6 protein-coding genes and 1 rRNA gene are annotated in these 6,216 nt (G+C 73.2%); 4 read left to right on the top strand and 3 right to left on the bottom strand.

Annotated elements, in window-relative coordinates:
* Positions 1-188: 188 nt before the first annotated feature.
* The 3 genes from rrf to L7D48_RS24085 all read left to right on the top strand — a co-directional run bounded on the left by rrf (position 189) and on the right by L7D48_RS24085 (position 2,269).
* Positions 189-305 (top strand): 5S ribosomal RNA (rrf, locus tag L7D48_RS24095).
* Between the two features lie 27 nt (positions 306-332).
* On the top strand, positions 333-1,541 hold the full coding sequence (locus L7D48_RS24090) for a hypothetical protein (RefSeq protein ID WP_237882414.1): 1,209 nt from the start codon (positions 333-335) through the stop codon (positions 1,539-1,541).
* Complete coding sequence (locus L7D48_RS24085) at positions 1,526-2,269, top strand: tetratricopeptide repeat protein (RefSeq protein WP_237882416.1); 744 nt, start codon at positions 1,526-1,528, stop codon at positions 2,267-2,269. Before L7D48_RS24090 ends, L7D48_RS24085 begins: the two co-directional genes overlap by 16 nt.
* A gap of 71 nt (positions 2,270-2,340) precedes the next feature.
* Here L7D48_RS24085 and L7D48_RS24080 read toward each other — a convergent pair whose 3' ends face one another.
* On the bottom strand, positions 2,341-3,651 hold the full coding sequence (locus tag L7D48_RS24080) for a DUF1015 family protein (RefSeq protein ID WP_237882412.1): 1,311 nt from the start codon (positions 3,649-3,651) through the stop codon (positions 2,341-2,343).
* A 77-nt stretch (positions 3,652-3,728) separates the two neighbouring features.
* On the opposite strand from L7D48_RS24080, the gene L7D48_RS24075 reads away from it, so the two are divergent.
* On the top strand, positions 3,729-4,796 hold the full coding sequence (locus L7D48_RS24075; protein WP_237882410.1) for an HAD hydrolase-like protein: 1,068 nt from the start codon (positions 3,729-3,731) through the stop codon (positions 4,794-4,796).
* Positions 4,797-4,863: 67 nt separating this feature from the next.
* Here the strand turns inward: L7D48_RS24075 and L7D48_RS24070 are convergent, their stop codons facing one another.
* Together L7D48_RS24070 and L7D48_RS24065 are read right to left on the bottom strand one after the other, a co-directional pair.
* Positions 4,864-5,607, bottom strand: a complete 744-nt coding sequence (locus tag L7D48_RS24070; protein ID WP_237882408.1) for a class I SAM-dependent methyltransferase — start codon at positions 5,605-5,607, stop codon at positions 4,864-4,866.
* 88 nt (positions 5,608-5,695) lie between these two features.
* Positions 5,696-6,043, bottom strand: a complete 348-nt coding sequence (locus L7D48_RS24065) for an SCP2 sterol-binding domain-containing protein (protein ID WP_237882406.1) — start codon at positions 6,041-6,043, stop codon at positions 5,696-5,698.
* Between the last annotated feature and the right edge of the window lie 173 nt (positions 6,044-6,216).

Genomic DNA, 6,216 nt, shown 5'->3' with positions numbered 1-6,216 from the left:
GACCGGGTTGATAGGCCGGAGATGGAAGCCTCGTGAGGGGTGGAGTTGACCGGTACTAATAGGCCGAGGGCTTGTGCTGTAGATGTTCGCGTCCACTGTGTGGGTTCTGAGACCACGAACGGCCTCGGCAGGTTTTTCGGGGTTCTAATTGAACAGTGTGCTTGTTCGCTTGGAACACTCGAGTGTGTTTCGGTGGTCACAGCGTGAGGGAAACGCCCGGTTACATTCCGAACCCGGAAGCTAAGCCTCTCAGCGCCGATGGTACTGCATGGGGGACCGTGTGGGAGAGTAGGACGCCGCCGAACAATATTTGAAGGACCCTTGGTCCCAGCGTGCATGCTGGGACCAAGGGTCCTTTTTCTGTTTGTGCGCAAGATCGAACGTGTATCACCCCAAGACAGGAGCCACACCAATGTCCAATTCTTCGGAGGAGCAGTCGGGCCGGCCCGAGCGCTCGGACAGGCCGCGTCGCCAGAGCGGTGACGAGAGGCGTGGTGGTTTCCGTCGTGATGAGCGCCGGGACGACCGGCCGCGTGGTCCGCGTCGCGATGATGATCGTGGTGGTTTCCGCCGGGACGACCGGCCGTCGTTCCGCCGGGACGATCGTCGTGACGACGATCGGGGGCGCGGTTTCGGTCGGGATGATCGGTCGTCGTTCCGTCGGGATGACCGTCGTGATGACCGCCGGGACGATCGGCCGCGTGGTCCGCGTCGCGATGATGATCGTGGTGGTTTCCGCCGGGACGACCGGCCGTCGTTCCGCCGGGACGATCGTCGTGACGACGATCGGGGGCGCGGTTTCGGTCGGGATGGTCGGCCGTCGTATCGCCGGGATGACCGTCGTGATGAGCGGCCGCGTGGTCCGCGTAGGGATGATGAGCGCGGTGACCGTGGTGGTTTCCGCCGGGACGATCGGCCGTCGTTCCGTCGGGATGACCGTCGTGATGAGCGGCCGCGTGGTCCGCGTAGGGATGATGAGCGCGGTGACCGTGGTGGTTTCCGCCGGGATGATCGGTCGTCGTTCCGTCGGGATGACCGTCGTGATGACCGCCGGGACGATCGGCCGCGTGGTCCGCGTCGCGATGATGACCGTGGTGGTTTCCGCCGGGACGATCGGCCGTCGTTCCGCCGGGACGATCGTCGTGATGAGCGGCCGCGTGGTCCGCGTAGGGATGATGAGCGCGGTGACCGTGGTGGTTTCCGCCGGGATGATCGGTCGTCGTTCCGTCGGGATGACCGTCGTGATGACCGCCGGGACGATCGGCCGCGTGGTCCGCGTCGCGATGATGACCGTGGTGGTTTCCGCCGGGACGACCGGCCGCGTGGTCCGCGTAGGGACGACGACCGGGGAAGGCGCCCGTACGGCCGGGACCGCGACGACCGTGGTGGTTTCCGCGGGCGGCGCGAGGGCGGAGGCTCCGGCTACCGGCGTGAGGAGCGTCCGCGTGACCGCGGCCAGGACAGGGAGCCCATCAAGCGGTTGCCGATCCCGGAGGACGTCACCGGGCAGGAGCTGGACAAGGACGTGCGGCAGGAGCTGATGAGCCTGCCCAAGACGCTCGCCGAGGACGTCGCCAGGAATCTGGTGATGGTGGCGAAGCTGCTGGACGAGGACGCCGAGCAGGCGTACGGCTACGCCAAGGTCGCGCTGCGGCTGGCCTCCCGTGTCGCCGCGGTGCGTGAGGCCGCGGGCTTCGCCGCCTACGGGGTGGGGAAGTACGCCGAGGCGCTGGCCGAGTTCCGGGCTGCCCGCCGGATGACCGGTTCTTCCCACCTGTGGCCCGTGATGGCCGACTGCGAGCGTGGCCTCGGCCGGCCGGAGAAGGCACTCGCCATGGCCGGTGAGCCGGAGGTGCAGAAGCTCGACAAGGCCGGACAGGTGGAGATGCGTCTGGTCGCGGCGGGAGCACGGCGCGACATGGGGCAGACCGAGGCAGCCGTGGTCACGCTCCAGAGCCCCGAGTTGGCGTCGAATTCCGTTCAGCCGTGGACGGCCCGGCTGCGTTACGCGTACGCCGACGTGCTGTTGGCCGTGGGCCGTGAGGAGGAGGCCCGTGAGTGGTTCGCCAGGGCACTGGAGGCGGACCAGGGCGGGATGACCGACGCGTCGGACCGACTGGCCCAGCTGGACGGTGTGGAGTTCCTGGACGCGCTCGACCCGGAGGCGGAGCTGGAGGACGTGTCCGAGCCGGAGGAGACGCACGGAAGGGCCTCCGCCGAGGCTGCGGAAGCCGGCGGGGAGGACCGAGGCGCGGAGGAAGAGCGTTGAGCGGCTTCTGAGGCGCGCCATACGGCGAGGGCGGGATCTGTCCAGGGACGGATCCCGCCCTCGCCGTATGGTCAGGCAGGTCCTTCCGGCAGGTCGTCGAGGGCGCGCAGCACCAGGCCGGTGGCCGGTTTGGGACCGAAGGAGGTGGACTTCCGCGGCATGGTCACGCCCTGGCGGGCCAGCCCGCGCACGGTCTCCTCCGCGACCGCGCGCATCAGGACCGCCGAGCCACCCAGACGCTCGGCCTGCTCCACGGCCGCCGCCGCGTCGTGGAGGTAGCCGATCCCGGAGGAGTTGTCCGGGACCTGCCAGACGGCAGCCAGCAGGGTCGAGTGCAGGACCGTGGCGTCCAGCCGTCGCCACTCCTCGGGAAGGCCGTCGCGGACGGTGCGCGCGAGCAGGTCCGGGTCGGGGTCGTGGAGCAGGTGGAAGGAGCCGTCGCCGGTGAGCAGGAAGGCGTTGCCGGGGGTGGTCTCCAGAGCGCGCAGGGCGCGGGGGAGCGGGCCGTCGACGGTCCGTACGCGGAAGGCGCCCCCCAGCCGGGACAGGGCCTCGGCCACCGGCAGTCGGGGCAGCACGCGGTGGATGGCCTGCACCCGCAGCGGGTAGCGGGCGGTGTCCACCAGCAGCACCAGGCCGTGGTCCCAGAAGCCGTGCCGGCCGGCGGCCCCCCCGACGCGCTCGGACCGCAGGCGCAGATAGGTGGCCCAGCGGTGGTGGCCGTCGGCGATGAGCGCCTGGCGGCGGGAGAGGTCGCGCCCGGCCTCGGCGATCTCCTGTTCGTCGGTGACCGCCCACAGCCGGTGCGAGAAGCCGTCCTCGGTGGTGGTGGAGAGCAGCGGGGGTCTGCCGGTGGCGCGCTCGATGACGGCGGTCGCGCCGGTCGCGGTGCCGTCGCCGCGGTAGGACAGCAGCAGTGGTTCGAGGTTGGCGGCGGTCTCGCGCATCAGGGCCGCGCGGTCCTCGACGACCTCCGGCATCACGTCCTCGTGGGGGAGTACGACGCCCTCGTCCGGCGGGGTCAGGCGCAGGGCGCCGATCAGGCCGCGCTGGAGCACGTCGCCCCGGCGCTGCTCGTAGACGTACAGGGCCGGCTCCGGATCCCGTACGAGGACGCCCTGAGCCTCCCAGCGGCGCAGGGTCCGGGCGGCCTGCAGGTGCCGGGCGGCCGGGTCGGCGGCCTCGGGGAGGATCAGCCGCACGATGTTGTGGGGGTCTGCGGTCTGCAGATGGTGCAGGCCGTCGGGCCGGACCACGACGTCGTACGGGGGCGAGGTCACGGCGGCCAGGCTGCCGACCCGGTCGGGGGCGTAGCGCAGGCCGCGGAAGGGGGCGAGGAGGAGGCCGCCCGAGGGGTGTTCGGGGCCCGGGGATCGCAGCATTGGTGCATGTTATGCCGGTGTGCCGGGTGGGAGATGATCGGGGGAGGAAGACCGCCGGCGCGAGGAGCGAGACGACGATGACCGGACACCACCGCCCGATACGTACCCGGCCGGAAGGCTGCGGAGCCCCGCCGAGCCGGGTGTACGACACCGCGCTGCTCGATCTGGACGGCGTGGTCTACGCGGGCGGCGAGGCGGTCGTCCACGCGGTCGAGTCGCTCGCGGCGGCCCGGGCGGCCGGGATGCGGCTGGCGTACGTGACGAACAACGCGGCGCGCACCCCCGAGACCGTCGCCGGGCACCTGACGCGGTTGGGGGTGCCCGCCGAGCCGGGGGAGGTGGTCACCTCGGCGCAGGCGGTGGCGCGGATGATCTCCGAGGAGCTGCCGGCCGGCTCGCGGGTGCTGTGCGTGGGCGCGGAGGGCCTGCGGGTGGCGCTGCGCGAGCGCGGTCTGGAGCCGGTGGAGTCGGCGGACGACGGTCCGGCGGCGGTCGTGCAGGGGTACGGCGGGCCGGAGATGCCCTGGGGGCGGCTGGCGGAGGCGGCGATCGCGGTGGGGCGCGGGCTGCCGTGGTTCGCCTCCAACGGGGATCTGACGATTCCCAGCGGCCGGGGCATCGCGCCGGGCAACGGCGCGGCCGTGGAGGTGGTGCGGATCGCGACGCGCTGGATGCGTCCGGCACCGGAGCCGAGGACGGCGGGCAAGCCCCTGCCGCCGATGCACCGCGAGACGATCCTGCGCACGGGCGCGCGGCGGCCGCTGGTGGTCGGGGACCGGCTGGACACCGACATCGAGGGCGCGTACGCGGGGGGTGTGGACTCGCTGCTGGTGCTCACCGGGGTCACGGACGCGGCGCAGCTGCTGGCCGCTCCCCCCGAGCACCGGCCGACGTACGTGGCCGCCGACCTGCGGGCGCTGCACCGGGCACAGCCGGAGGTGGAGGAGCTGCGCGGCGGGGAACGGAGCGGGTTCCTGTGCGGCGGCTGGACCGCTTCGGCGGAGGACGGCTCGCTGCGGCTGGAGGGCCGCGGGGACGATCCGCTGGACGGGCTGCGGGCGCTGTGCGCGGCCGCGTGGACCCTGGCGGGGGAGGGCGTCTGCCTGGCCGGTGCGGACGGGGCGCTGGCGGCTCTCGGCCTGTGACCCCCTCGTCCGCGGGCGGCCCCGCCCCGGGCGTGCGGGCGGTGTGGCCGCCTGCGGTCGGGTGCGGTCAGCGCAGGGCGACGCTCACCGAGGCGACATAGGACTCCTCGACCGTACCGCCGGGGAAGAGGTCGCCCAGTCGCTCGCGCTCCCCGGCCAGGAAGGCGGCGGCGCGCTCCTCGCCGATGACGAGGAAGTCGGAGTGGCTGGCCAGGTTGGCCAGATGGGTCTCCAGCGGCACCCGTCGGGACCAGCGCACCTGCTGGCGGGCGAAACCGGGCCCGGACGGCAGCGAGCGGTCTCGGGCCGCCTCCACCGTCTCCCGGTCGGCGCCGAAGAAGCGGCGCACCCGGGCCGCCTGACCGGCGATCCAGCCGACGGACTCGTCGGAGTCGTTGCGCAGGACGGCGAGGGCGCCGCCGGGGCGCAGGACACGCATGGCCTCGGGCACCGACCGCCCCGGGTCGGTCCAGTGCCAGGCCTGGGCGTAGGTGACCAGGTCGAAGCGGCCGGAGGCCAGCGGCAGGCGGTCGCCGTCGCCGCGCACCAGGGGGATGCCGGGGAGTGCGCGGCGGAACTCGGCCGCCATGCCGTCACCGGGCTCGACGGCCACGGCGCGGGCGCCGCAGGCGGCCAGGAGCGCGGTGAGGATCCCGGTGCCGGCTCCGACGTCGGCGGCGCGGGCGCCGGCGAGGGGACGGCCCCAGAGCTCCTCGACGGCGTCCAGGAGGGCGGGCGGGTAGGAGGGGCGGCCCGCGGCGTACAGGGCTGCGGCGGAGTCGAAGGAGCGGGCGTGGGAGGCGGCGGTCATGCGGTCATCATCGCCGCCCGGAACCCCGCCCACACCCGGTTTCAGCGGCCTCCCGGCCGGCGCGTCCGGCCGGGAGGCTCCGGGCCGGTCAGAGCAGCGACCGCAGCCGCAGCAGGTCCCGCAGGCCCGCCTCCAGTCTGACGCGGCCCCGGGCCCAGGCCCGGGCGAAGTTCAGCCGTCCGTCCACCAGGGAGACCAGATCGTCGCTGGTCATGGCCAGTCTGATCTGGGCGCGCTCGGAGGGCGGGCCGTGGACGGTGGTCATGTCCTCGATGCGGCCGTGGACGAGCCGGCCGGTGAAGGTGGTGTCCAGATCGGTGAGATGGCAGCTGACCGAGCGCTCCAGGGCGGCGGCGCTGCGCACGTCGTCGTCCGCGTCCGCGAGGTTCCCGGCCAGCCGCTCCAGCGCGGTCCGGCACTGCTGTGTGGTCGCCATCGCCTCACGACGGTACCTCAGGGGGAGTGCCCGCCGTCGCCCAGGACGCCGCGCGCGGTAGCGTCGTGACCATGGACGAGCCGATGTCCGGCACCGCGCCGGAGACGGAACCAGCACAGGACCCGGTGGACGCGGGAGCGGCGCCGGGGGAGGAGCCCTTGGCCGGGGACGGG

This window comes from Streptomyces sp. ICN903 (genome assembly GCF_022015835.1).
GTDB classification, from domain to species: domain Bacteria; phylum Actinomycetota; class Actinomycetes; order Streptomycetales; family Streptomycetaceae; genus Streptomyces; species Streptomyces fenghuangensis.
This window is presented reverse-complemented; position numbering and strand designations above follow the sequence as displayed.